This window comes from Myroides sp. N17-2 (assembly GCF_002286775.1).
In the GTDB taxonomy this organism is placed as follows: Bacteria; Bacteroidota; Bacteroidia; order Flavobacteriales; family Flavobacteriaceae; genus Flavobacterium.
The window spans coordinates 1-23,552 of the sequence record NZ_NSGJ01000009.1; the positions used below are offsets into that span (position 1 = coordinate 1).

A 23,552-nucleotide genomic window follows, 5' to 3' on the forward strand; every position below is an offset into this window, starting at 1 on the left:
CCTTCTTCGGATAACCTATTTACAGGTGTAAAGATCGGTTATCCGAGTTAAGAGGATGATTTAAAGCATATTATAGATATGAAAAGCTCCGATAAAAGTTTTTATCGGACACTGATGTATTCTATTATCTAAAGGATATGGATTTATTGATATAGCGGAAAACATAAAGGCTACACCTAATAGCACACAATTTCGAATAGCTAGTCTAGCTAAGATGTTCACAGCAATTCAAATAGCTAATTTAATAGATTCTAACAAGATAAGTTTAAACACATCTATTGATACTTTTTTTAATGATTCCTCTTTAAAACATATCACTATACGACATCTATTAAGTCATTCATCAGGACTCCCTCAAATGCCTAAATACGAAAAGTATGGTTGTGAAAACGAATATGATATTGAAAAGTTTTATAATACGTTCTCTTCTGAAGACTTTACTTCTAAACCAGATTCTTTATTCTCATATAGCAACTATGGCTATAAGATACTTGGCATAATAATAGAAAAAATAACATCAAAGAATATCATAGATCACAATCAAGATCTCTTCAATAGTTTAAATATGTTACACACTACTATTGATAGAAATACAAATTCTGACAACTTCTATCACGAATTAATAAACAACAAAAACATACTCGCTCAATGTCTAGATTGTCGATTTAAGTATGCTGAAGGCTGCTATTTATCAACAACAGAAGATTTAACTAAATTTGGAAGAGCTATCTTAAAACACCAAATTATTAGTGCTTATCATTTAAACTTATTTACAAAAAGTCAAGTACAAAACTCTCTTGAAGGAAAGAAATATGGTTTAGGATTTGAATTAGGTGAAAGCTTTGTTTTACAGAAAAAAACTTCTCTACAAAAAAAAGCTAACATTCTATTCTCAGAATACTATGGCCATCGTGGAAATATTCCTGGTGGTAGTGCAGTTTTAAATATTTATCCAAATCAACAACTAATAATAGCTATAACAATTAATAGAACCGATATCCCTTGCGATTTAATTTCTGAAAAAATATTTAAGATTCTCAACACTTAATAATATATAGGCTTACAAATACTTCATCGCTAACTCAGTTAACTTCCCTATTAAACACAGTCCTACTATACTAGTGAGAGAATAAATATACCATTTTTATAAAAGCCTCGTTAGTATAACAAACAAGTCCCTATGCAGCCAAACCAAATCAGACTCTTTCACTATCTACTATTATTAATCATAAGCAGTATTTACACACCTATTAGCTATGCTCAAAACACACTTATTGTTAACGATATAGCTAATAAGTACATAGTAGCTCTTGGAGATGCAAGTCATACTGATTACACCGCTAGTAAACTAAGAGTAGACCTAATTAAAGAATTAGTAGAACAACACAATTTCAAAATCATTGCACTTGAATCTAACTTATATGAGGTATATCAAGCTTTTGAACAATACAAAATCACTGGTCAGATTGAAACAATCAATAGTGCCATTTATTTCAATATGAGAAACAAACCACTTGAAGAATTATTTCATTATTTAAAAGAACAGAATGAAAAAGGTAATACAGTCAAAGTAATTGGGTTTGACTCTGCATTTTCAGGTGACTATTCAGATAGCGTTTTTACAACATCTATAACAGAAACTATCAATAATTCCTCACTAAATTGTACATCTATATCACCTAAAGAGTTCGAAAAACACTTTAAAAACTTAACTATTACTAATCTAAAAGCATTGTTTCGTACTAAAAAAGATTACAACATTGTCTATGACTATCTTCAATGCTATCTAACACAAATTGAAAGTAATCCTATATTACAACAAGCTTTAACCAATCTTACAAAGATAATAGATGCTAAAAAAAACCAGGTTAATTCAGACAATCATAGAGACCAATTGATGTTTGAGAATATCCTAACCCTAAAGAAACTATATCCCAACGAAAAATTGATTTTATTTGGGTCCTCTACTCATTTTATAAGAAAACCGAAAGCCATTGAATCTTCTTTTATGCAAAACAACAGAATCACTTTAGGCTCTTTGTTAGCTAACAAATTTAAAGATGATTATGCATTCATCGCTTACACAGCCATTAACGGAAATACTCTAGGGTTTTATGGTAAGAAACACAAACTGAAAGATGCTATACCAAATTCTATAGAACAAATAATTACTCTAAACCATAACACCGAAATACCTTTCTATTACCTCTATAAAGATGATAAAGTATTAACTCAAGTAAAATATACTCGTTTATTAGGCAATACATTCCAAAAAATGAATATTAAAGAAGTAATCGATGGTTTAGTATTAATTAGAGATAACAATACTGAAAACTAGCGACAATTAGTATCCCTTTTGCAGTAGGTTGGGCAAAACCTGCATGTTCAGAGAGATATACCTACTCAAAGCACTTCTGTCAGCAACAACACCTCAAGGACTCTGCTCGCATTCTTCAAGCTAATACTTAGCTAACCTACTACTCATACAATACAGTCATAAAAAAACCTCAGTGAAGATATACTCCGCTGAGGTTTTTTTATATTCATCTAAAAGTGATATCCTAAAGACACCATCACATTACGAGGTGCTCCTGCGAATACTCTCGTATAATCAAACCCTCCTAAGAAGTAATACTTATCGAATATATTATTCACATTCACCGCTAGTTTAAACTTATCTAAGTGGTAATACACCGCTGCATTAGCGGTCATATAAGCAGGTAAGTATCCCCACTGAGCATTGCCCTGAGCATCTTTACCTACACTTTCACTTAGTCTGCGCTGATCTACATAGTAAGCACCTGCTCCGAATCCTAAACCTTTAAGCGCTGTATCAGAGAAGACGTATTTTAACCAAATACTTCCTGAGTTTTTAGGAGCTCCAGGTAACAACTGTCCCTCTTCTGATGCGATAGCTGACTCTTTTACTTCAGTCTCGTTATAGGTGTAGTTCGCCATAATCTGAAACTCCTTAGTGATCTGCCCTCTCATATCTAGTTCTACCCCCTGAGAGATTACTCTACCCGACTGTCTGTATACAGGTAGTCCTGCTTCTGTCAACTGACCTGTACCGATAAGCATATCTCTTCGCTCTATTCTAAATACAGACAAGTCCATTTGCAATTGATTGTCAAAGAAGCCTGTCTTAAACCCTGTTTCTACTTGGAAACTCTTCTCAGACTTAAACGCACTATCCGCTCCGTAATCTTTGTAATTAGCTACAAAGTTAGCCGCCACAGGTACATACCCTTGAGAATAACTAGCGAAGTAGTTAATCTTATCATTAATAAGGTAAGTAAGTCCTACCCTAGGCAACCAAGCATTCTGAGTAGCGGTAAACGGTACTTTAGCATCTGTACTCTCTGATTTATAACTCTCGTGTCTAAGTCCTAATACCATCTTTAAGCGCTCGCCTACCGATATTTGGTCTTGGATATAGACGCCTGTACTTTTATATGGACTCATAAACGGATATTGTGTATTCGATCTCCATACATAGTTAGTAATATCCGCCCCTTGGTAAACAGGGTTATTCATATCAAAAGTTAAGGCTACTACTTCTCCATTCTCTTTCTTGCTACGTGCCTCGCGTTGGTAGCTATTCTTATCACCCTTATACTGTGCATAGTCTACTCCTACTACGATATGGTGATCTATATTCTTACCATACTTATCCCATTTTAAATACGACACGAAGTTATCTGTGTACTCCTTACCGTGACGGTCAAAGAAACGCAAGTTAACCACTGTGTTCTCTGGTGGATTAGCATAGGTGTTTAATGTTCTATGTTCGTTTAAGTCCTCTTCATAGATTGACTTCATATAGTTCACGTGTAAGTTCACGTTATCTACGATGCGTTGCGTTAAACGTCCACTAAGTGTTGTAGTCTTTGTCTTAAAGTAATCTGATGGTTGACTAAGCGTAAAGGTACGTGGCAAGGCATATAAATCCCCTCCTTTAGTACTCATCCCTCTATCTAAATATCCATTGAATTGATCAAATACCAAGTCAACATCAATCGTCGTTCCCTCCATTGGTTTAAAGGTAAATGAGGGTGCAACTGCAAAGTTCTTGCGGTTATTAATATCTCTAAACGTCTTAGAGCTTTCGTACCCTGCGTTTAAACGATACAATATTTTCTTATCCTTATCAAGAGGTCCACCTATATCGACAGTCGTTCTCAATGTCTCAAAGCTACCTGCCGAGAAGTTAATCACGCCCTTGTGCTCTTCTAACGGTTTCTTAGTGACCATATTAATCGTTCCCCCTGGTGCAATATCTCCAAATAGAGATGCTCCAGGCCCTTTTAAGACTTCGATACTCTCAAAGTTGATGGTCATCGGAGAACGGTAATAACTTTCTCCAAAACCATAAGCAGAACGCATACCGTTGATTAATCTAATCCCATTGTCATATCCACTTTTAAAACCGCGTATCACAAACTCATCATATACAGATGCTTGTGTTACACCTGCTAGATCAGGGATTACGTCCGCTACTTGGAACGCTTGTTTATCTTCCATTAGCTCACTAGAGACAATAGAGATAGACTGAGGCAAGTCTTTTATCTTCCCTGTATACTTTCCTCCTAACACAGTTGAGTTGGTCAAGTAAGAGTTGTTTCTTCGAGAGGTAACGACTATTTCTTCTAGTTCATTAGGGTTCTCCTCTAACTTAATGACAATCCCTTTAGCCTCTTTGTAATTCTCTTCATTCAGCTCTACGAACTTCTGCTTATATCCCATAGCATTAATCTGTAATAACAGCGGGAACGCTACTTGATCAGCAGTGGTAAACTCTCCTTTCACATCGCTCTCTTCTACGTTATCATTGCCAATCATCACTACAGCATACGCCACAGGATTATTCTTTTCGCCTACTAAGCGACCGATCACTCGATGAGAAGTCTGAGCAATAGCTAGGTAAGGAAGTAATAGCGAAATAGCTATTATTCCTGATTTATGTAAATATGTTTTCATTTGTAATGTTTTTTTTAGTTTACTCGTCATGGATTGCAAATCCGCGACAGCGAGTTTAGAAGTAGTTATCTAGTTTCCTGTTATACGCTAGCGCGGATTTGTAATCCGTGCTTCCATATGAAGTGTCTCAAACTCTCCATACATTGTAGTAGTCGCCAATTCAAAGCCTTGTTTTTGCCAATACTCAAACGCTCCTGTTAAGAAAGGATGCGTATGTAAGTATAACATCTCTATCCTTTTCTGCTTCGCTACTTCTAATAAGGCGTTAAACAACTTGGTTGCTAATCCTAATCTTCTATAGGCAGGCTCTACGAATAGACGAGCGACCTCTACTGTCCGTTGATCTTTATAATCAAGGTAGTCAAATCGGTAATCATAAGGCATCATCCCAATAACTCCTACTATAGTATCTTCTTTATCTCTTGCGCATAAGAATGCTCCACTATCTGAAGTGATATAGGTAGAGGTAAACTCAACAATATCTAGAGGAACTTTATCCGGGTCTAACATAGGAAATAACCCTATTCGAAATGCTTTGACGTATTGTTTAATACACTCCGCTTGATCCTCCTCTACTTTGCTAATTTGAATATCTTCCATAAACGAACTTAATCTTCTGTCTTAATTTTATAGTCAACGATAATTATCTTGTGAAACACTTCTTTGGTTCTTTTGGGTATCAAGACAAAAAAGAAAGAAATATCCGCGTAACGCAAAACCTTATCACTTATATTAAAGGCATAAACATCACCTTCCCTTGATTATCTATTCTATGCAACGGCAGTTGATACGTATCTTCTAAAAGCTTGTGCAACTCCTCTCCTTGGATAGCCTGAATATCTACCAATTGCTTATTTTGCATCAAGTAAAAACGCTCTCCATACATAAACGCAAGGTTAGGGTCGTGCATCACACATAAGATGGTAGTACCTTCTTCTGCTAGTTGTTTAATACATTTGAGCACTGCTACTTGATAGTGCAAGTCCAAGTGATTCGTTGGTTCGTCTAACATCAGCACTTCAGGCTTCTGTACTAACACTCGACATAATAAGACTAGCTGACGTTCTCCTCCTGAAAGGGACGTATAAGGCTTGTCTATCAAATGCAATAGCTGAAAGCGAGATAAAATAGCGCTTACCTCATTAAAGTCTTCGTCAGAGGGAGCAAACTTGGCGAAAGAAGCTCTTCCTGTCAAGATCACTTCCTTTACCGTAAAGGGAAAGGTCGTTTGGTGAAACTGATTTAAGAATCCTATGCGGATATGCTGTTCTTTGCCTAGTTTAATATTTCGGCGTTCTTGTCCATCGAAGCACACCTTGCCGTGATATTTCTTCTCTAATCCCGCTAGAATATTAAACATCGTAGACTTTCCGCTACCATTTCTACCAAGGATAATAGATAGCTTCCCTTTCTCGAAACTTGCATTAACATTATCTAGTACAATCTCTTTGTCATAAGAAAATGACAATTCACTTATCTCAATCATCTGTCTCATGCGTTCCAACTCGTTAAACTCTTCTTCATCAAATAAATAAATATCGGTGCCCCTATAATCATCGTGAATACTCCCACAGGTATTTCGAATGGCATAACAGCTCTAGAGAAATCATCTATCACTAATAAGAAAGAACCTCCTATACTGATATTAGCCCAAACACCAATATTGTTATTGGGTCCGAACACCATTCTACTCATATGTGGTACGATTAATCCAAATAAGCTAATCACTCCTACTGCCGCTACTGAAGAAGCTGTAATCATCGTCGCAACGCAAATAAGGGCTAACTTCAGATACTTAGGGTTCACTCCTACTGCTAGGGCTTCATTATCTCCTAATGCCAATAAGTTTAACTTCCAACGCAAGAGGATAATAACAACTAGACCTACTACAATAGGCACAAAGGCTGTCTGTACTTTAGCCCAAGAGGCTGTGTGTAGGTTACCCATCGTCCACTGTACTATCGCTTGTAGCTTATAAGGGTCACTCATATATTGCAACAAAGTCAACAAGGCTGTAAATACTCCTGATACGATAATCCCCGATAAGACCATACTCACAATAGAAGTACGACTACCTGCATAGGATACCGTGTAAGTCAAGGCTACTGCACATATCCCAAAAGCAAAAGCAGATAGATTAATAGAGATAAAAGGGAATAACATCGCGAGAGCAGCTCCGAAAGCAGCCCCTGAAGAGATACCAAGTGTAAACGGATCTACGATAGGGTTGCGAAAGATAGCTTGTAGCACTCCTCCTGATACCGCTAGTGATGCTCCCACCATAAAGGTTAAGATAATACGAGGCAGACGCACTTTCCACAGAATAGTCTCCACAGGATCTGTAGTGATACCACTATGACTAATCGCCTTAGTAATATAAGCTACTAATTCGCTTGGAGATAGATTACCTGTCGTCCCGAGCATCAGCGAACCTATTAATAACAAGATAGGTCCTATCCATAATAACGCAACCTTTATGCTGTATCTCATCTATTTATCTTACTTCTATTTCTTTGTATTATACAATATATTCATTGCTTCGTCTAAGTCTGCTTTTAAAGCGTCCTCAGTATAAGTAGGATAACTCCATTGGCGTACTTGTTTAGCGAATAATAAGAACTTCACCGTATGAGGATCATACAAGAATGATGGAGTCATCACCTTAACTTGCTTATTCTCTACTGCAGGTAGATTAGCTAACTCGCTTAATCCATACACATCACTCGCACTTGAGTTCCAAAGCAGGATAATATCAGGATTCCACTTGTACAGCATCTCAGCTCCGATATTAGGCGCTTGCATCTCTAGTGGACAGGCATTTACTGCTCCTGATAACGTGATCGCCATATCCATCAGTGTTCCCTTACCTGAAGTAGAAAGTACACGACCTTTAGACCAAGCGTAATATACTTTCTTTGGACTCTCTACTTTCGTCGCTTCCATTTCAGCTACTTCTTTTTCGATATAGGTAGTGATGGTATTAGCACGCTCAGCTTTACCTAGCAGTGTTCCTATTCCCTTTAATTCACTGATAATCCCTTTCTGATCTTCACTCGCAATAGTAAATACAGCGATACCCAAGTCTTCTAACTGAGCTACTGCTTCTGCATCTTGGTCAAATGTGATGACCAAATCAGGTTGTAACCCTATGATGGCTTCCACATTAGACATCCCCCCACCGAAAGTAGGTGTTGCTATTTCTTTCTTTGCCATACGGCTATCTAAAGTAGATAGGAAAGCAAATGTATCTTCATTCAAGTAGATCTGTTGTGGGATACCCACTAAAGTCTGTTGCGCATCTAACATAAACACATCGTCTACTAACGCTTCGTATAATGCCACTACTCTAGTCGCAGGCTTAGCTAAACGAACCTCTTTACCACGACTGTCTATCGCCACAAGTTCTGTTGACGTTGGTTCTGTAGATTGAGTTGTTGCTGTACTTTGTTTACACGATTGTAAGAATACAAGTGCAAACAATACAGGTAATAAATATCTTAATTTCATAATTCTTAGAGTTTACTCGTCACGGATTGCACGACTGCTAGTTTATCGTCACGGATTGCAAATCCGCGACAGCTATTCCCTATTTACTGTACTTCTTTTTAAGTAGATGTTGCGTAAACAGCTGTTGCTTTTCTAAAACGATCTTTGTTCCAAACTTGGCAACTAACTGTTCATACAGGCTCCCATCATAAGGCACAGATAACGCATTAGAAGACTTGTCTACAAATACAGGCAAATGTCTATTGCCGATATAATAGGTAAAGTCAGCGACCTCTTCTGCCTTGTCAGCGATAAACTTGATCACTAAGGTTGGCTTAATCATCAGTTGAGCGATTACTTCTCCCTGACTATAAAGCAAGTCTGCGTGTTGCCAATCTCTGTTTTGTTCTTTTAGCAAATGAAGTTCAACTCCCAAAGTAGTCTTCCGGTGAAACAAGTGCTTCTGCGTTTCGAACCATTCGATCTCGAATGTATCTACTCCCTCTGAGACCACATCTTGAAGTTGAACATCATCTATATAAATTGTTTGTTGCATAGTGTGCCTACTCCGCTAGTTTAGCTTTCTTAGCTTTCACGCGTTCTTTTAACCACTCACACCACTGATCTATTCCCTCTCCGTTAGTAGTACTGATAGGTAGTACTTCTATATTTGGGTTAACCTCTCTAGCATCTTTCGTTACATTCTCTATTGTGAACGGCACATAAGGTAATAAATCTATCTTAGACACCAACATTAGCTCACTAGTCAAGAACATACGTGGATACTTCTTAGGCTTGTCATCTCCTTCTGTAGTCGCTAATAGCGTCACTCTGTAATCTTCCCCTAAGTCAAAAGCAGATGGACATAATAAGTTCCCTACATTCTCTATAAATAACACATCTGTCCCTTCTAGATCGATGTGGTCTAATGCCTGTAAGATCATCTGTGCTTCGATATGGCACATCCCCCCTGTTACGATCTGAAGTGCGTTTAACCCCACTTCTTTCATACGTACAGCATCTCTATCCGTCTCAGGATCTCCTACTAATACAGATATATTTAGCTCATTAGATAGGCGCTTACCTGTTTCTTGCATTAAAGTAGTCTTACCAGAACCAGGAGAAGAACACACATTAATGACGCAGATATTTTTTAGACGTTCTCTAATCGCATTTGCCACGAAGTCATTTGCTTTTAATAAGTGTAAAGTAGTATTATCACATTGTAGTGAACCTACGCGATTTCCTAAACTTTTTGGATTACTTGTTGACATAAGTATGGGTGATTTATAATGATTGTTTAAATATTACTTTTGATATGTATAGTTCGTTGCCTTGTACGATATCCGCAGACGGAGTACCACACGGACAGACGAATCGGTGGTACTCCACCTTAAAGTCTTTATCACAGCTGTGACAGTGTGCGATGATATCGTTGACCACTACTTCTAATTCCATCTCTTTATAGATTAGATTATCAATGATAAACGCATCAAAGGCATTCTGTATCAACACAGGTTGTACATTAGATAACAACCCTGCTGTAACCTGTATTTTCTGAATATCTTCTACTTTAGCCTCGTAGTGCTCCTCTAGGGTAGAAAAGATATCTTTCACGATTGACAATTCATGCATCGCTTGATCTTTTTTAAATTCTATAAAATAAATTCTACTTTCTTAGACCTTCTTTATCTGCCTACAACGTGAAGTGATTAGTTGCAGTCAAACTTCTTAATTCATTAGTGTGGATTCTCACTGAGGAAGTCAGTACTATTCTTATCGGTTCGAATAGACACTAATTACACTTTTCTTTACTAAATGCTTTAAAGTGGCATTCTCAATAAAAGTGATTATCAATGACAACAAACAAGCTATACATCAGCTACGTCCGCATTATCAACGGCACAAATGTAGAAACAGTTCTGCCACTAGAATAGCACTAATCTTGACTATTCTACCATAAAATAGGGATTCACATTTCTTTAAGAGTACTATATAAGGGGAAACAGGGAGCAGGGAATGGGGAACGGGGAGCAAGAAACAGGAAAAAGGAAACAAAGAGCAGGGAGCACACATAGTAATCCAAAACAACATCCTCAATCCACTTCCACAACGGTACGGGCGTATTACTATACGCCCTCCAAACTATTCACACCCTGCTGACACTCAATCATAGATATCACATACATCCGTTTAGTATGTCCTAAAAAGAAAACGAAAAAGCCGAATATCTGACGACACCCGACTCTACTATTTTTTCTCTCTGTACTTGTTAATTGGAATATAATCTCTAAAAGCAAAAACGACTAATAATAAGAAACCTCCTAGAATTAAATACTTCTTATTACCCATTTGTTCATAAAACTCCATTAGACGATTGCGTTTTAACTCAGGAAATGGCTTGTTCGTCACAGGATCAATAACTATCAAATCATCTGATACTCTAATATTCTTATTATAATATTTATCATTAACACAAATTATCCTATCCTCAAGTACTATATACATTCCTCCTTTCAGATAAAGCGTTTCTAGTATACGAATATAACTAGCGTACTCCATCTTTTCTCCTAATAAAATATTGACCCCACTATCATTATCTTTATTCCGCGCTATTCTTTCTATTTCATTTATTATTTTATTGACAGTTGGAGTATCATTTTCAATATCTCCATTTAAACTAAAATCAACAAAAGTCATTTCTTCAATAGGAATATTTCCATCAAAAGTACATGCACCAATACCCTCTGCCATACGAACAACTATAGCACTATAAGTCTTATACGAATTAGTATAACTAAAATACCACATACACATAAGTGGCAGTAGTATAATACTGATCATTCCGGGTATGTAATATTTCTTCATAATATATACGTTTATCTTATCCAAACTTAGCATTCAAGAACTCTTCCCTTTCCAACCCTACCTTATCTACGAGATAATCAATTATCACATCCCTAAACTCCTGTTCATTCATTGTATTAGGATCTCTTCTACTCTTGAAGTAGTTTTTCTCAATCATCCTTTTGACTAGCTCACCTCCGGTATCAACTTTAAACTCCTTGCCATAATCCTTAGTTACCTTATAAGCGAAAGACCAAATAACTCCTCCCACCATTGCATACAATGTGGCAAAAAACAGCAAAGCAAATAATCCTAAAAACGTAACTACAAACATAGCAGCAACACTATCCTTCGGTTTTAAGATAGACAGCTTAATCCCTAACTCCTCTTCTACCCTTTTGATATTCTCTATCCGATTCTGCTTAGGAAATAATTCTTCTAATCGAGTACTCGGCTTTATATCAGACTCGTTTGTATACTTCTGAAGAACTGTTCTCAGTTTATAAAAAGCTTGTTGGGAAGTACACCCCTCTTTTCTTTCTTGCTTAAAAGTACTTACTAATAGCTCTATCATTTCAGCCACATTCTTTACTATTGCCAATCTCTTAGGATCTAAAGGCAAATCATATTCATTCACGAAGTCTTCAATAGCATAGTCTAAATCTTCATATTGGTCTCCTTTAAACACAAAAGTTTCTTTTACTTTCTCCATAACCAACTATCTATTAAACAACTAAAATACTATTTATTCTCTTTCCCTAAACACAGAATCAAAAAAAGGATACTACACATCTGTAATATCCTTTCTAATTATTCTATCGAACAAGAAGGTTGACTGATCACCGTCACCTTGTCATGGTGTTTAATAATCTCTTTTCCGCAGTCCGAAATCGCCTTTAACAGCGGAATAAGCGACTTGCCAAAATCAGACAACTCATATTCCACTCGCAGGGGTGGTTTACTTGTATAAACCGTCCTAATGACGATACCATCTGACTCAAGCTCCTTTAACTGCAAGCTCAGTGTGCGTTCAGTGATATTAACCATCTCTTTTCTAAGCTCGCTGTATCTCTTTTTCTCAATTAGATGAATCAAAATCACAGCTTTCCACTTCCCACCTATAAATCGCATCGCCACACTCGTGCTACACGGATATTCTTTATCGTCTATACTATACATTAGTTACTATCCTTTTTGACCGTTATTGCAAAGGTAAAATACTATACTTAAGTTTGCAACTATAAAAATGATAGTTTAATTTAATACAATACAAAATGAGTTTTTTAGAAATTGCTAAGAGTAGATACACCACTAAGAAATACGATCCAACCAAAAAAGTAAGTGGGGACAAAATAGAACAATTAAAACAAATCTTAAATCTTAGTCCCTCGTCTATCAATAGCCAACCTTGGAAGTTTACCATTGTTGAAAGCGAAAGTGTAAAAAGCGAATTAGCTTCCCTATCATACTTCAATGCACAGAAGATAAAAGACGCTAGTCACCTAGTAGTATTCAGTGTATTTGACAGCATCGAAGCATTCGAGAACCAGAGTATCCATAATGCTCAAGAAGGAAATAAGGCTTTCTACGAAGGCTTCGTAAAACCACTGCCTGAAGAAGATATTAAAGCTTGGTTAAAAAACCAAGTATACATTTCGCTAGGTTTCTTCTTAGCATCATGTGCCACTATGGGAATAGATGCCACGCCGATGGAAGGTATCGACAGAGTAGAGTATGATAAGTTACTTAATCCTGATGGAACACATAAGAGTACTTTTGCCGTTGCTATCGGATACAGACATAATGAAGACACTAACCAACCATCGATCACTCCAAAAACACGTGTAGATCAAAATAAAATTATCGAAATCAGATAATCACAAGGCAAGCTATTAATCACAGCTTGCCTTTCTTTTTTTGCTTTTGCAAAAACGAGACTTGGGTCTCAAAGCTAGCTCCTGCCAAAAACAGGTTTTTACTTTTTAAATCCTCCGTTATTTTGTATATTGCTCTTCTCAAACGATTTCTATTCTACTAGAAATCAGCGTTCCTATTTCACAAGAATTAAACATCTTATCCCTCACTCCTATCTATTTCAATCATATCTCGCATTTGTGTTTCTGAAGCTTCTATATATATTCATATGAAAATATATTGACAGCATCGTGTATCCATAGTGACTCCATTAAAAAGTTTGTTTTAATGGAGTCACTATGGACTCATTATGGACTCACTATGGACTCACCCGAACCGAAATAGCATAAAAACAGCTATGGGTGCTAGAAAAATAAAGAAATTTTGATTTTGGAGATTTGACCTTGAAATCAAGTCAGAAAATAATAGCGAATTTTGGAATTCCTATACCACAAAGATACAAATTCAAATTTAAACTTTTCACTACACCCTTACGGATTCTTTTTAAGTCAGTAAATTAAATTCTGAAAATACAGACGTCAAACTACTTTATAAAACAGAGTAGAACATTTTTCGGTTTATGAAGCAAATTGTAATTGGAGTAAACCTATCTTTTTTACTTTCTGAGAAAATACTACTTTTGACTCAAAACTAAATTATGTCAAGAAGCATTATCACTTTCTTACTTTTACTTTTTTCTGTCGTTGGCTTTGCCCAAAAAAATACAGACGGAAAGATGGCTGTTTATGAAATCACTTACCTGAATGGAAAACAAGTTAGCAAACAAAAATTAATGCACAAAGCAACTTTGCTCTATGAGGCGTCAGAAGATTATTACTATATCGATGGCGAAAGAGAGGATGGCTTAAAAACAGGTATTCCCCTTTTTTACACCAAGACCATTAAGAAAATAAAATACTATAGTTACGATGACACTACATTTAGCAAAACAACAGAGAACAACAATCTCGTTGTTTTTAAATCAGAGCAAATCACAACCGACTCTAACGAGAAAGAATACTCAGAGATCAGATTAGAACTTACAAAATAATCCAAACAAAAAGTCAAGGTAATATTCCTTGACTTTTTGTTTTTGTCTAAATCTTAAATTCGGTTTTATAGTACTACTTCTTAGATGACCTTTTTGAAATTATCAATCGCGTTAATTAAAAAACCACTACTAGCCAAAAAGACAAGACTAACCTTTCCTTAAAATAGAACTTCCGTAGATAGCACTTCCCAAAAAACATCTTCTTGCCTCATACAAGACCAAATAACATTGTTTTAAGCAACCATATCCTCTCAAACAATACTTTATTTACAACAGAATAAATTAAAGCTTAAAACAGCCTTATTTTAAACAATAAGTACAAAAGCTATTAAAACTGGTTTTCTCACCTGATCTTACGAGATTACTTCCCCTCAACATCGTTACTCGAAAATGACTCCTCACTATTTTTTTCAAAAAGCGTTTTCAGATTCAAATCGACTATCGGACGGTATGGACCTAATGCGTCAAAAAAAGTAGTGTCAACATTGCGGACTACTACTAATGCTTTTTGTAAAAGTTCAACCCCATTTGGAGTTAACGTAATCACTTTTGCTCTGGTATCAACAGGGTGGTCTTTGCGCTTAATTACCTTCTTTTCTTCAAGGGTACGAAGTACTTTTGACACCATCATTCGGTCAGTATTACTGTGATTCGCTATATCTATCTGTGTTACATTTTGGTTCTCTTTTGACAACCAACCTAAAGCAGACATCAAAACAAACTGAGTATGGGTAATGTCCAAATTATCCAACTCCCTCTTCATAGCTCTCTGCCATAACATAGTCACTTGCCATAACAAATATCCCGAACTTTCTTCAGGTGACTTAAACGGAAACTCTACTACCTCACTCATATATACTTTTATATTATTTATAATTTACACAGTATTAGTTAAAAACTAACCTACTACTACAATTTACGAATACTACTGCTGATCTCTTTCTTTTTTCTGTCTTAAGTGATGCGCCCAATGCATAGGTATTAATCGAAACCACTCCTTAGCACCTAGATAACCAAAGCCAGGGTGTGGTGTTTTACCACCCAAATCACTTGCTAGTAATCCACTCCAAACTTCCATCATCTCAAGCGCTTTTTTCATTCCTTCTTCCACTTCCTTTTTACTACTTGGTACAACAGGGGTATACTCATCCGAAGCAGGTACTTTTATCTTCACAGGAGGAAACTTACCTAATATAGTATAGACCATAAATCCCTTAAAATTCTTTCGCTTATCGGCATTGTTTTCACTCTCTATACAAACCTCAATTTGCTTTCCATGAAACTGCAGTGTAGAATTAATTAGGTGTAAATAAATCTGTCCTATAGACCAGTCATCTGCAGCGCCATTCTCAGTAATTTCTTCTTCAGAATACCCTTTAAGAGCCTCAAACCACACTTTATACACCTGTTTAAAGTCTTTATAACCTTTCTCTATAGCCATCGCATTACAATTATTGTTGTTGCAAATATAGTAATCACGACTACAATAATCAACTCAAAACAAACAAATATTACACAATAATTCACTAATAATTAATATTCAGACACTTACATTGATTATATAAAGTTTAAATAAAATATACTTTAAGTCAATTAAAAAAATACCAATTACAAAACAATAATCAGAAACACACCTATAAATAAGTAAATACCACATAGCACAATCACCTAAAAAAGACTGCCATTATGACAAAAAACAAACCTAGCTCATCTGTCCTATTTATGACACCACAAATAACACCTCTTTAAAGACACATCTCAAATAACTTAAAGTAAGACTTTATATAATCTACTTAACTAAAACACAATTCTCTTGTCGAAACACCTTGTATCCTCCCCTAAAAACAACACCTATTACTACCACTTCCTCATTCGCAATTCTATAAAACATTCCTATACCACACTTCATACCTTCGTATATCTCACTCCCATTCATTCCCCTACTCCTATATAATAGTACATATAAAACAACATACAATCCAATCAAAACACCCTGACAAAAAACCAAATAACCAATACTTAAAATACACTCAAAAGACATTAAAAAACTAGACACAAATAGTCTTTTTTACACAGAATAAAAATCACACGCTTCTCTTAAAAACACAACCTCAAAAACTACCACACCTAATAATCCTCCACATAAGACTGACCAAATCAACCAAACAAAATCAGATCTACCACACTCAAAACTCATTTCAGCCAACACAAAACATCAACTATCAAATTAAATGACATAACTATTAATTATAATTATTACAGTATATAAATATTCATAAAACAAAACACTTTAAACAGCCATAACGAATAACTAAGAAATAAATCTCTACCCTACTCCATAAAAAAAGACAACAACACATCTACCACTCTTGACACAAAAGCGACTTAAATACCATTAAAGTATTTACAACAACACTATATCCACTAAAAATACAATTGTAAAAAAGACGCACAAAAAAAACACAAATAAAGAATCAATAGAAAAGAGTAGAACCACAAATATCAAGTCAAGAAGTGTCAATAGAACAATGACTTCTTTTGACATTGAACAACAAAGAAGAACAAATACACCTCATCAAAACCACTGCAAAAAAAAGACAACACAGCAGTTCTAAAAAACAAGAAATAGTCAAATACTAAAAGTTTTGAAAAGCGAAGACCGCCAAAAATAGAAGTAAGTAAAAAAAGAAACAATATTACACTTCAATAAAAGACACAAAATACAGAAGGAATAAAAACAAGGTACACTACTATCTAGAGAAACAAAAACACCTTTAATATTTAATAAAAAGCGCTTTTATATTGTTTAAATAGTACTACTAACAAAAATAACTATTTTAAAGACCTCTAATAAACTCAAATGGAATTTGATATAAAACAATTCGTATTTTTAAAATAAACATCTTAAAACACTCTTTAAACAATCCGAATTAATGAGTTATTTTGGATTAAGCACACATATCACCTAAACCACTACTAAGATACAGCACGTGATACGTCTAAAAACACCCTAAAACAAGGCGAAAAAATATCATAAAGCACTTAAATCACATTGCAAAAACCGTAAGTTTTGGGTGATTATCTCTTGCTATAAAACCTATTAATTGCCCAAAAAGTAAGATGAGTAAGCACTACTAATCCCCCTGCTGATATCCCAAAAAAGAAGTACGGTTCAGGGGCATCCATATAGTATCCAGGCTCTCTTTCTATACACACTTTACTGATAAAATAATTAGGTAAATACTCCACACATATCACTAGTAACAGTACCAACAACACATATCTCCACCCCTTAATCCCCATCTTATAAAAGAAGATATACCCCATAATTTGGATGATTAAAACAAGGATTAAACTTATAACAGGCGTCATATTACAATCATTTATACGTACAAAAATACGACAATTAACATCATAATTAACTCCCTAAAATCATTGATAGTCATAAAAAAAGCTACCCATATCGAGTAGCTTAAGTATATTTTCATTCACCTTATTTAGAGAAATAAGTCTTGGTATATATCTTTTGGAAGGCGTTATTTACCGCTTGATGTATCACTGTAGAGTGCAATTCATTAGGCAAATAATCAAAGTAAGATTTGATATTTTTGTTCTTTTGAAGCGTCTTATACAGTTGCTCACCATATTCATACATCTTCACATCCTCCTCCTTATTAGGCACCCCTACATAGACATTCACAGGCTGTTTGATCTTCGTTAATAGAGCAGTATGCGTCTTATCTAATAACTTCTCATCACCCCACCATAGACTAGGGCTGATAATGATATAGTTCGTAAACAACTGAGGATGATATTCTAACACATACGTAGAATAAAGCCCTGCTAGAGACTCTCCTATTATAGTTCTAGTTTCACTTCCATTATAATTCTTCTCTATATAAGGAATCAATTCAGATGATAAGAATGTCGTATAAGCCTCAGCTCTTCCATACTCAGGGAACATATCTTTCTTAAAGCCTGCTTTCTCCACAAAGTCAAGATTATCAACAGCAAAGGTCATATCCTTTCTGCGATTAATCGTCTCTATACCAACGATAATAGAGTTGGGAAAGCGCGCTATCCACGGTTGTGAATTAAAGCGTACTAACCCTGCTAGATGCACGAAGTCTTCCTCTACTCCTCCATCTAAGATGTAGACTACAGGGTACTTAATCGTGTCATTAGCGCTATAATCAGGAGGTAATACTACATTAATAATTCTATTTTCGCTTAATACAGTAGAGTATAATTCATCCGTTGTACCTAGTACAAGTGGCTTGCTTTTAGTCTGACTTATACCTGATATACCAAGTAATAACACTGTCGTTACTAATAACGTTTTTATATTCATAAGGATTGTTTTGGTTAGTTTATTGCCTCCAAAGATAGAAAAATCATTAAGCTACCAACGTTTTTTTACACCAAAACACCTTAAAAACAGTATACCAATAGCAAGATACCTTAGGCATTATTACTCTATTTGTATTATTAGAGCATCTATTGGTATGATTAGGACAATACCTTTATTCTCGTGATGTATTAAACCTCTCCTCAAATGAGACATAGGTATCTTTATACACAGCAGCTCGATGATACTTTTTTATTGTTTCAAATATCTCTTCATTGTTACCTATAATTTCAGCAAGAGGTATTCTGTACTCCTCTACGTCACCAAATATCTTTCTATTCCATATATCATAGAGCTTATTCCTCTGTTTATGGTAAGTAGTAGCATCCTTTAACTTGATATAAATATAGTTTCCGGTTCTCACTGATGAATAAAACACTACATCTTTAATATCCAACCATTTAAATCTGATATTATTCTTATAATCAATAAAATATTCTTCTGTCAGCTCTATAATCGGTGTCCTTTTAAACAAACATTTGAGATACCTCAATTCATCTCTTAAATGATTTTGTCCTAAATACATATAAGCTAATAGAGGAAAACCAACAATCAACATCGCTTTAGTATAATATACCATAAACAATATTCCCCCTATATATAGGAGAGTTATAAAACATATTATTGGTTGATAAATAGGGACAGTACACTTATATTGCTGATTCATAACACTAAAATACAAAAAAGACAACTAAACTTTCTAAAGAAAATCCACTTACGAAGTGATAAAGTGAAGTGAACTCTTAAACCATCCTAGACTTGCGAAGCGTCTCTACCTTATATTGATTGTGGATATACACGGCACGGATTACTCTGCCAACACGCCGCCTGTCCCATTCACTAAAACTGTCCACAGGACACTTTTTAAACGCTCTGTTCTGCGCTAGCGCAAGGATTGTGGTTACGTTGTGGATGTATAGGGCGTGATATAGCCTTACGAAGTGATAAAGTGAAGTATACTCTTAAATCATCCTAGACTTGCGAAGCGCTTAACGGCCTTAATGGAAAAGCGAGCGTCAATAGGTGCTAATTCCGCAGAACAAAATTCTGTTTGAGCGCCAGCGAGTTAATTTTGTTCAGGAATTTGTGCCGTAATTGACCGCTTTGGAGTTAAAGCCTTGATTTTTTTGTTTACTTTTTTCATCAAGGAAAAAAGTAAAAGAAGAAACCGCGTAGCGAAAAGAGCGCAGAGATTGTGGTTACGTTGTGGATGTTGATTGTGTATTATATTCATAGTGTGACACGCAAGATATTGCGTCTCTACCTTATATTGATTGTGGATATACACGGCACGGATTACTCTGCCAACACACCGCCTGTCCCATTCACTAAAACTGTCCACAGGACACTTTTTAAACGCTCTGTCCTGCGCCAGCGCAAGGATTATGGTTACGTTGTGGATGTTGATTGTCTGCCGATAGGGCGTGATATAGCCTTACGAAGTGATAAAGTGAAGTATACTCTTAAACCATCCTAGACTTGCGAAGCGTCTGCACCTTATGTTGATTGTGTGCCGATAGGGCGTGATATAGCCTTACGAAGTGATAAAGTGAAGTATACTCTTAAATCATCCTAGACTTGCGAAGCGCTTAACGGCCTTAATAGGGTCGAGCGTTAATAAAACATCTAGTAGATGTTTTTAGCGAAGAAGCCAGGTGTTGCGTAGGCAGGAGCGTCAATAGGTGCTAATTCCGCAGAACAAAATTCTGTTTGAGCGCCAGCGAGTTAATTTTGTTCAGGAATTTGTGCCGTAATTGACCGCTTTGGAGTTAAAGCCTTGATTTTTTTGTTTACTTTTTTCATCAAGGAAAAAAGTAAAAGAAGAAACCGCGTAGCGAAAAGAGCGCAAGGATTGTGGTTACGTTGTGGATGTTGATTGTCTACCGATAGGGCGTAATATAGCCTTATAAAGTAATAAAGTGAAGTGAACTCATAGATCCAAATAAGCTATTTTACATCCTTTGCACAACTATAAAACGTCTCCTTCTCTGTAATAGATCGGTAGTAAAACGTTCCTATATCAAGCCCTGTATCTTTAAATAAAGCAGTGATATCCACTTCTTTTTCTCCACGATAGAACGCATCTGAGTCTACATATCCCACAGTAGCTGTATTCAAATTAAGAATAATCAAGTCCTCGTGAAGCCCTGTACCTATGATATAATATCCTTGTTTATAGATCTCTCTATTGTGTTTTTTGTAATTTTCTTTGTGTAAATGGACTACTTGATGAAAGCTATTAGATCCAAAACGCCATCCAGCAGTATAAGAGTGATTGATAAGGAAAGTCCCTATTTCTTCTCCGAAATTGCGTATAAAGTTACCCTGTGCGGTCTTAGTCAACTGCCATTTCTCTATCGTCCACTCTTGACTTAATAACTCTACTGCCTTATCAAAAAGCGCTGTATTTACCTTATTTATTTGTTCCATATCACATTTCTTATACATTATTCAGACCTACTTTGTATAATTACTTTTCGTTTATATCTCTATTACTCATTCTTGGTTTAACAAGTAATACAGGTACAAAATTAGGACATTCTAACTAGTAATGGATACTTCCTCTTTAAAATACTTCTCAATCTTCTTATCAGAACGTTAATAACGCTATAAACACAATGATTTCAATACTTCACGAGAATCAGAAAGGTTTATTAATCTATATTTGCCCCGCAAAACAACACTTACACTTTAATAATGAAATACCAGTTTTTAACTGTATTATTAGGCTATTCGACTATAGCTCTAGCGCAACAGAATGATTCTATAGCCAATCAAAGAATCAATGAAGTAGTCATCACAACTACTCAACCAAACAAGGGGTTCACTTCTAAAATGCCACTCACCTACTTAGAAACACCTCAATCGTATGATGTGATCAGCCATCGCATCATCAAAGACCAAATGTCTACTAATATAAAGGATGTCCTACAGAACGCAACAGGGCTAGTAAGACTAATAGAGTCTACCGGAATGGGAGTTACAGGTGGAGAGTACTATACGATGAGAGGCTTCGCCTTCCAACCCAATCTATTAAATGGAATGCCTAGCTATAGTAATGGTATGCTAGACATCGCTAATATAGAGCAAGTAGAGGTAGTTAAAGGGCCCAATGGTACCCTGTATGGAGGTAGTGTAGTCTCTTATGGAGGATTAATCAACGTGATTACAAAGAAGCCTTATGATACTTTCGGGGGGAATATCACTTATACAGGTGGTAGTAATAACCTAAATAGAATAGCTGTAGATATTAATACACCTGTCTCTAAAGACCTATTGTTTCGTCTGAATACAGCCTATCATAAACAGCATTCTTTTCAAGATGCGGGCTTTAACGAATCACTATTTGTCGCGCCATCTATACAGTATAACATCAGCAAAAAGGTCAAACTATTCGTTGACTTCCAGTATAAAGCTTCTGAAATGGCGGTAGCTCCTATGCTATACTTAGATAGAAACAATCCACTGACCTTTGATTCTATTGATATTTTTAAAGCAAATTATAAGAACTCGTATACGAGTAATGACTTGACAGTAAAGAATCCAACGCTTACTGCACAAGCTAGATTAGAATATCAAATCACTGACAATTGGACTTCTAATACGATTATCAGCAGAAATAACACTCGTAGCCGTGGATATGACCAACTCCTAGATGACTTATCTAACGGAAGCGACTTCGAGCGTTATATCTCAAAGTTAGACTCTAAAACTAATATAACGAGCATCCAAAACAACATAACAGGAAAGTTTAAACTAGGGAATTTTGACAATACTCTTCTAGTTGGATTAGACTATATGTCTAAGGAGTTCTCAAGTATCGACAGTGATTATGTAAATCACGGTATCGTCTCTTTAGCACACCAAACTGATAGTGGTGACCTATCTAAATCAGCTGTAGACCAAGCGTTAATGAACGTTGAAAGCGCACATAACACCGCCAAAACAGAGACTTTCAGTTCATACCTATCTAATGTAACGAACTTCCTACCTAACCTGTCTCTAATGGCGAGTATTAGAGTAGATCATTTAAAGGGAAGTACCTCTGCTGTTAGTGATAAGGGAACTAATCAAACTAACTTCTCTCCTAAGTTTGGTATCGTATATCAACCTATACAAGATAAACTAGCGGTATTTGCTAACTACTTGAATGGCTTTGTATTCCTTGATCCTGCTATCGTATCTGATCCTGATGGAACCAATAAAACGATCAAACCTTTTGATCCTGAACAAGCAAATCAATTCGAAATAGGTACAAAAGCAAGTTTATTAAACGGCGCTTTAACAGCTTCTATTAGCTACTACCACATTAAAGTATCTAATAAGTTAATGTCTGATCTGAATACAATGAATGGTTTTTCTCAAGGAGGAAAAGTCAAAAGTGAAGGGATAGAATTAACCCTATCAGGAAGCCCTCTTAAGGGATGGAATGTAATGACAGGGTTTAGTCATAACTATAATAAGGTAACCAAATCTAAACCAGAAGACGGCAATTTAGGTACACGCCCTGAGGAAGCAGGACCAGCGAACACCTTCAACTTTTGGACAAACTACAAGTTCCAAACAGGAGCGTTAAAAGACCTAAACATTGGCTTTGGAGTCTACTCATTAAGTGAAAACAGAGTAATGAACCGCACAACTATAGGAGTCTTCGCAGTACCAAGTTTTACGATTTGCAATACCGTTATCTCTTATGATATAAGCAGATTCACAGCCTCTCTTAAAATAGATAACCTAGCGAACAAGAAGTACTTCTCAGGTAACTCAACTGTTACTCCTCAAGGAGAAAGAACATTTTCTTTGGCATTAAATTATAAGCTTTAAGGGGATAGTTGACGGTTTACAGTTGACGGTTTACAGTTGGCG

The 23,552-nt window shown here is 35.9% G+C and carries 22 protein-coding genes; 5 read left to right on the plus strand and 17 right to left on the minus strand.

What is annotated here, in order from left to right; genetic code table 11:
- The first annotated feature begins 118 nt into the window (after positions 1-118).
- Positions 119-1,048: a serine hydrolase gene (locus CF599_RS05860; protein WP_121965117.1), complete on the plus strand. Its 930-nt coding sequence runs from the start codon at positions 119-121 to the stop codon at positions 1,046-1,048.
- Between the two features lie 132 nt (positions 1,049-1,180).
- The gene (locus CF599_RS05865) at positions 1,181-2,338 is read left to right on the plus strand and encodes an erythromycin esterase family protein (protein WP_121965118.1); all 1,158 of its coding nucleotides are present in this window, start codon (positions 1,181-1,183) and stop codon (positions 2,336-2,338) included.
- 209 nt (positions 2,339-2,547) lie between these two features.
- On the opposite strand, the gene CF599_RS05870 is transcribed toward CF599_RS05865, so the two are convergent.
- The 11 genes from CF599_RS05870 to CF599_RS05920 all read right to left on the minus strand — a co-directional run bounded on the left by CF599_RS05870 (position 2,548) and on the right by CF599_RS05920 (position 12,492).
- The gene (locus CF599_RS05870) at positions 2,548-4,980 is read right to left on the minus strand and encodes a TonB-dependent siderophore receptor (RefSeq protein WP_121965219.1); all 2,433 of its coding nucleotides are present in this window, start codon (positions 4,978-4,980) and stop codon (positions 2,548-2,550) included.
- Between the two features lie 87 nt (positions 4,981-5,067).
- Positions 5,068-5,580 (minus strand): GNAT family N-acetyltransferase, encoded by a 513-nt coding sequence (locus CF599_RS05875; RefSeq protein ID WP_121965119.1) that lies wholly within the window; start codon positions 5,578-5,580, stop codon positions 5,068-5,070.
- Between the two features lie 127 nt (positions 5,581-5,707).
- Entirely contained in the window at positions 5,708-6,475 is a 768-nt protein-coding gene (locus CF599_RS05880; protein WP_121965120.1) for an ABC transporter ATP-binding protein, read from the minus strand.
- Positions 6,472-7,470 carry an iron ABC transporter permease gene (locus tag CF599_RS05885; protein ID WP_121965121.1) on the minus strand — a complete coding sequence of 333 codons (999 nt, stop codon included), beginning with the start codon at positions 7,468-7,470 and terminating at the stop codon, positions 6,472-6,474. Before CF599_RS05885 ends, CF599_RS05880 begins: the two co-directional genes overlap by 4 nt.
- Positions 7,471-7,485: 15 nt before the next feature.
- Positions 7,486-8,487 carry an ABC transporter substrate-binding protein gene (locus tag CF599_RS05890; RefSeq protein WP_121965122.1) on the minus strand — a complete coding sequence of 334 codons (1,002 nt, stop codon included), beginning with the start codon at positions 8,485-8,487 and terminating at the stop codon, positions 7,486-7,488.
- Between the two features lie 79 nt (positions 8,488-8,566).
- On the minus strand, positions 8,567-9,022 hold the full coding sequence (locus tag CF599_RS05895; RefSeq protein WP_121965123.1) for an urease accessory protein UreE: 456 nt from the start codon (positions 9,020-9,022) through the stop codon (positions 8,567-8,569).
- A gap of 7 nt (positions 9,023-9,029) precedes the next feature.
- Positions 9,030-9,740, minus strand: a complete 711-nt coding sequence (hypB, locus tag CF599_RS05900; RefSeq protein ID WP_121965124.1) for a hydrogenase nickel incorporation protein HypB — start codon at positions 9,738-9,740, stop codon at positions 9,030-9,032.
- Between the two features lie 13 nt (positions 9,741-9,753).
- Positions 9,754-10,101, minus strand: a complete 348-nt coding sequence (locus tag CF599_RS05905; protein WP_121965125.1) for a hydrogenase maturation nickel metallochaperone HypA — start codon at positions 10,099-10,101, stop codon at positions 9,754-9,756.
- A gap of 615 nt (positions 10,102-10,716) precedes the next feature.
- Complete coding sequence (locus tag CF599_RS05910) at positions 10,717-11,334, minus strand: hypothetical protein (protein WP_121965126.1); 618 nt, start codon at positions 11,332-11,334, stop codon at positions 10,717-10,719.
- 16 nt (positions 11,335-11,350) lie between these two features.
- Positions 11,351-12,025, minus strand: coding sequence for a hypothetical protein (locus CF599_RS05915; protein ID WP_121965127.1), 675 nt, complete (start codon positions 12,023-12,025; stop codon positions 11,351-11,353).
- A gap of 98 nt (positions 12,026-12,123) precedes the next feature.
- Positions 12,124-12,492: a helix-turn-helix domain-containing protein gene (locus CF599_RS05920; RefSeq protein ID WP_121965128.1), complete on the minus strand. Its 369-nt coding sequence runs from the start codon at positions 12,490-12,492 to the stop codon at positions 12,124-12,126.
- Positions 12,493-12,587: 95 nt separating this feature from the next.
- Between CF599_RS05920 and CF599_RS05925 the strand changes: the two genes are divergently transcribed.
- Together CF599_RS05925 and CF599_RS05930 are read left to right on the plus strand one after the other, a co-directional pair.
- Complete coding sequence (locus CF599_RS05925) at positions 12,588-13,190, plus strand: nitroreductase family protein (protein WP_121965129.1); 603 nt, start codon at positions 12,588-12,590, stop codon at positions 13,188-13,190.
- 695 nt (positions 13,191-13,885) lie between these two features.
- On the plus strand, positions 13,886-14,278 hold the full coding sequence (locus CF599_RS05930) for a hypothetical protein (RefSeq protein ID WP_121965130.1): 393 nt from the start codon (positions 13,886-13,888) through the stop codon (positions 14,276-14,278).
- 361 nt (positions 14,279-14,639) lie between these two features.
- Here the strand turns inward: CF599_RS05930 and CF599_RS05935 are convergent, their stop codons facing one another.
- The 6 genes from CF599_RS05935 to CF599_RS05965 form a co-directional block, all read right to left on the minus strand.
- Positions 14,640-15,131 carry a MarR family winged helix-turn-helix transcriptional regulator gene (locus CF599_RS05935; protein WP_121965131.1) on the minus strand — a complete coding sequence of 164 codons (492 nt, stop codon included), beginning with the start codon at positions 15,129-15,131 and terminating at the stop codon, positions 14,640-14,642.
- Positions 15,132-15,203: 72 nt separating this feature from the next.
- Complete coding sequence (locus tag CF599_RS05940; protein WP_121965132.1) at positions 15,204-15,719, minus strand: DinB family protein; 516 nt, start codon at positions 15,717-15,719, stop codon at positions 15,204-15,206.
- Between the two features lie 1,637 nt (positions 15,720-17,356).
- Positions 17,357-17,650, minus strand: coding sequence for a hypothetical protein (locus tag CF599_RS05950; protein ID WP_121965134.1), 294 nt, complete (start codon positions 17,648-17,650; stop codon positions 17,357-17,359).
- 121 nt (positions 17,651-17,771) lie between these two features.
- Positions 17,772-18,629: an alpha/beta hydrolase gene (locus CF599_RS05955; protein ID WP_121965135.1), complete on the minus strand. Its 858-nt coding sequence runs from the start codon at positions 18,627-18,629 to the stop codon at positions 17,772-17,774.
- 172 nt (positions 18,630-18,801) lie between these two features.
- Positions 18,802-19,266, minus strand: coding sequence for a hypothetical protein (locus CF599_RS05960; protein ID WP_143824796.1), 465 nt, complete (start codon positions 19,264-19,266; stop codon positions 18,802-18,804).
- Positions 19,267-20,633: 1,367 nt separating this feature from the next.
- Positions 20,634-21,116: a hypothetical protein gene (locus CF599_RS05965; RefSeq protein WP_121965220.1), complete on the minus strand. Its 483-nt coding sequence runs from the start codon at positions 21,114-21,116 to the stop codon at positions 20,634-20,636.
- A gap of 267 nt (positions 21,117-21,383) precedes the next feature.
- Here CF599_RS05965 and CF599_RS05970 point away from each other — a divergent pair, with 267 nt between their 5' ends.
- Positions 21,384-23,510, plus strand: a complete 2,127-nt coding sequence (locus CF599_RS05970; protein WP_121965137.1) for a TonB-dependent siderophore receptor — start codon at positions 21,384-21,386, stop codon at positions 23,508-23,510.
- Positions 23,511-23,552 lie beyond the last annotated feature (42 nt).